Source organism: Streptomyces sp. WAC05292 (genome assembly GCF_003949955.1).
GTDB lineage: Bacteria > Actinomycetota > Actinomycetes > Streptomycetales > Streptomycetaceae > Streptomyces > Streptomyces globosus.
The window spans coordinates 1-3,352 of the sequence record NZ_RPSE01000532.1 but is presented as its reverse complement, the minus strand read 5'-3'; the positions used below and the strand labels follow the sequence as shown (position 1 = coordinate 3,352).

2 protein-coding genes are annotated in these 3,352 nt (G+C 71.1%); one reads left to right on the top strand and one right to left on the bottom strand.

Features of this window, described 5'->3' with window-relative positions:
- Positions 1-194 precede the first annotated feature (194 nt).
- The gene (locus EF903_RS30515; protein ID WP_125548226.1) at positions 195-1,391 is read left to right on the top strand and encodes a HEAT repeat domain-containing protein; all 1,197 of its coding nucleotides are present in this window, start codon (positions 195-197) and stop codon (positions 1,389-1,391) included.
- 80 nt (positions 1,392-1,471) lie between these two features.
- On the opposite strand, the gene EF903_RS30510 is transcribed toward EF903_RS30515, so the two are convergent.
- The gene (locus EF903_RS30510; protein WP_125548225.1) at positions 1,472-3,274 is read right to left on the bottom strand and encodes a bifunctional UDP-sugar hydrolase/5'-nucleotidase; all 1,803 of its coding nucleotides are present in this window, start codon (positions 3,272-3,274) and stop codon (positions 1,472-1,474) included.
- Positions 3,275-3,352: the final 78 nt, after the last annotated feature.

Here is a 3,352-nt window from a genome sequence, read left to right as displayed (position 1 = left end):
CGCCTGAGCCGCGCCCCACGGCCGGGAGCCCCCGCCCCCACAGGCCCCGGCCCGAAACCACATGGGCACGCCATGCGGACAGACCTAGACTGACCAGCGAAAACACCACGGGGGGAGCAGCGGCCGTGCAGGCGGACGAACAAGCGAGCGGCGCGGCGGAGGGCCCTTTGGCGGCCGCTGCGAGGGCGGGCGACATGCTCCGCGTGAAACAGCTCCTGGAAGAACGCCACGATCTGCCCCACGAGGGCCCCGACGACGCGACCGCCGCCCTCGCCGCGGCCGTCCAAGCCCGCCACACCGACGTCGCCGACCTGCTGATCAGACGCGGAGCCGTACCCGGCGACATCGCCCCGGACCGGTTGCCGCCCCTCCGCGAGGCGGTCGACTTCGGCTCGCCCGCGCTCGTCGACGCCCTGACCGCCACCAGCATCCTGCACCGGTACCCGACGTCCGAGCTGAGGGAGCTGCGGGATCTCGCGCGCACCTGGCACGAAGCCGAACTGCGGCGCCGCACCGGCTCCTCGGGCGATGCCGCATACACCCGCGTGCAGGACGACGAGGGGTACTACCAGGTCGGCGAGCTCACGCTCGACGGAATGACCGTACGGGACGGCCACGGCGCGATCCTGACGGAGTTGGAAAGGCTTCTCGGCATCCGCACCTCCTGCGGGGACCTCGTCACCCGCGCCCTGGAGCGCGAAGAGGGCCACACGGCGTGGGGCCGAGCCGCGATCCTGCTCTCCCACCGGCGCGAGCCGGAGGCATGGGCTGCCGCCGAGACCCTGCGCGCCGACACGGACCCGAAGCGCCGACTGTTCGGTGCGGAACTGACTCGACTGTTCGAACTCTTCGCCGACGCGCACGAGGAGCAGTACTGCGTCCTCGCCGTTGCCGCCCTCACGGACTGGTCGGCCGACGAGACGGACCCCGCCGTCCTGGCAGAGGTGCTGCACGGCCTCTCCTCGTACCAGGGGCCGCGTGCCGAAGCAGCCCTCCTGGCACACCTCGCCCACCGGGACCCCCGCGTCCGGCGAGCGGTCGCCGCAGGCCTCGGCACGTCCATGGACGGCAGGCACCTGTCCGACGCGGCCCGCGACGGACTCCTGACGCTGCTGCGCGACCCGGACACCGACGTGCGGATCGCGGCCTGCCGCAGCGCCGGCGACACCGCCAACGGAGACCCCGAATTGCGTGACGCGACGGCGGCCCTCCTCGACCACCCGGAGCGCCGCGTCCGGCTCGAAGCCGTCCAGGCTCTCGCGCTCCACCGCGACGAGCGGTGCGTGGACGCCGCGAAGCGCCTCGGCCCGCCGCGGCCCGGCCACCAAGAGGAGGAGCTGTACTGCCTCGAAGCGGCCTGGCGGTACGAACGGCACCGCGAGGACGCCTGACGGGACGGACCCGAGCCGGTCGCCCACCCGGTCCGGCGCCCGCCCCGGGGCAGGCACCGACCGGGCACACCGCGGGGTTGCTAGAACACCGGCACGCCCGCCCGCGTCAGGCGCCACCCCACCGACGCGAAGCCCGCCGGATCGACCGTCCCCTTCGCCTTCACCCACGAGATGATCGTGTTCCGGATCTCATCCGAGTTCGCCCACACCTGCTTCGCCCCCGCCACGTGCGGGAACGCCCCGCCGCCCGACGCGCGGTAGTTGTTCACCGCCAGCACGAACCGCGCCTGCGGATCCACCGGCTTGCCCTCGAACGACAACCCCGTGATCCGCGAACCGACCGGCTGCGCGATGTCCACGTCGTACGCCAGCCCGTACACCGCGTCGTAGTTGTAGTCGGGAATCCCCTCCGCGTTCGTCAGCTTCGCCGGATCCACCACCGCATCCGGCGCCGTCCGCGCGAAGTACCGGGCCGAGTACTCCAGGTAGTCCTTGACCTGCGCACCCGTCAGGACCCGTGCCTCCAGCGTGTTCTCGAAGGGATACAGCCCCGCCGCGTCCCGCAGCGTCACCTTCCCCTCCGGGATCACCGCCGTCCGCGAGAAGCAGGACGCCTGCGACAGCACCGGCAGCGCCGCCCACTCCGTGCCCGCGAGGGCGCCCTTCACCGTCTCCGCCTGCACGTGGTTGATCAGGTCGATGATCGGGACGTCCTTCACCGGGCCCTCCGCCGACGACATCGCCTGCGTAGAGGTACCGATCACCTGGTTGACGTACTCCACCACCTTCCGGTGCTCGTCCGACAGCAGACGCACGATTTCCGGGTCCTCCGGCACCGTGTTCGAGTTCAGAACCCGCGCCGACACCGAGGCCACCGACCAGCGGCCCCGCTCCCAGCACAGCTCGAAGTCGAACAGCGTCAGCCGCTGCCCCCACTTCAAAGGCTCCGACAGCACCACGTCCCTGCCGGTCGCCTTGTTCCGCACCCGGTACTCCGGTATCTCGGTGTGCGCGTGCCCGACGAGGATCGCGTCGATACCCGGCACCTGCTCCGCCACCAGGCCCGCCGCGTTCTCCACGTACGGCAGCTGGTCCCCGTACGACGACGTGCCGCTCGACCCCGAATGCGCCGACACGATCACCACGTCGGCGCCCATCGACCGCAGCCGCGGCACATACTTCGCCGCCTGCTCCTCCAGGCCCGGGAACGCCATCTTCCCCTGCACATGCGCCTTGTCCCAGATCGCGATGCCCGGATTCGTCAGGCCCAGGACCGCCACCTTCACGTCCCGCCCGTGCGGAGTCCGCAGCCGGTGCATGCTGTACGGGGGGAACGCCGGCTGCAGCGACCGCGCATCCACCGCGTTCGCCCCGAGCAGCGGGAAGTCGCACTGCTCCTGGAACTTCCGCAGCACCGGGATGCCGTAGTTGAACTCGTGGTTCCCCAGCGCCGCCGCGTCGTACCCGATCGCGTTCATCGCCTGCGCCATCGGATGCACCGGACCGCGCCGCGCGGTGATCGGGTCCACCTTGGCGTAGTAGTACGACAGCTGCGTCCCCTGGATCGTGTCACCGGCATCGATCAGCAGCGTGTTGCACCGCCCCTTCTCCGCCCGCACCTGCTCCACCAGCGTCGAGATCTTCGCCAGGCCCACGTCGTTGTGCGCCTTGTCGTCGAACTCCCGGTCCGTGAAGTAGTCCCAGTTGAAGACGTTCCCGTGCAGGTCCGTCGTCCCCATCACCGTGAACGCGTACGTCCGCCCCGGCCGCGACCCCGGGGCCGACGGCACCGCGGCCGCCGGCGCCGCAGCCGCCCCCGTCCAAGCCACTGCCGCACCCGTCACGGCCGACGAACCCAAAAAAGCTCTGCGGTCCAACCCCATACCGAACTCCCTGAAAGACGCACCGACCACGCTGCCGACACCGGCAACGCGCGTAGATTCTGACCCATCGGCAACAAC

Excerpts from the sequence above, each read along its gene's own strand:
- EF903_RS30515 (WP_125548226.1), top strand. The coding sequence starts at position 195 with ATGCTCCGCGTGAAACAGCTCCTGGAAGAACGCCACGATCTGCCCCAC.
- EF903_RS30510 (WP_125548225.1), bottom strand. The coding sequence starts at position 3,274 with ATGGGGTTGGACCGCAGAGCTTTTTTGGGTTCGTCGGCCGTGACGGGT.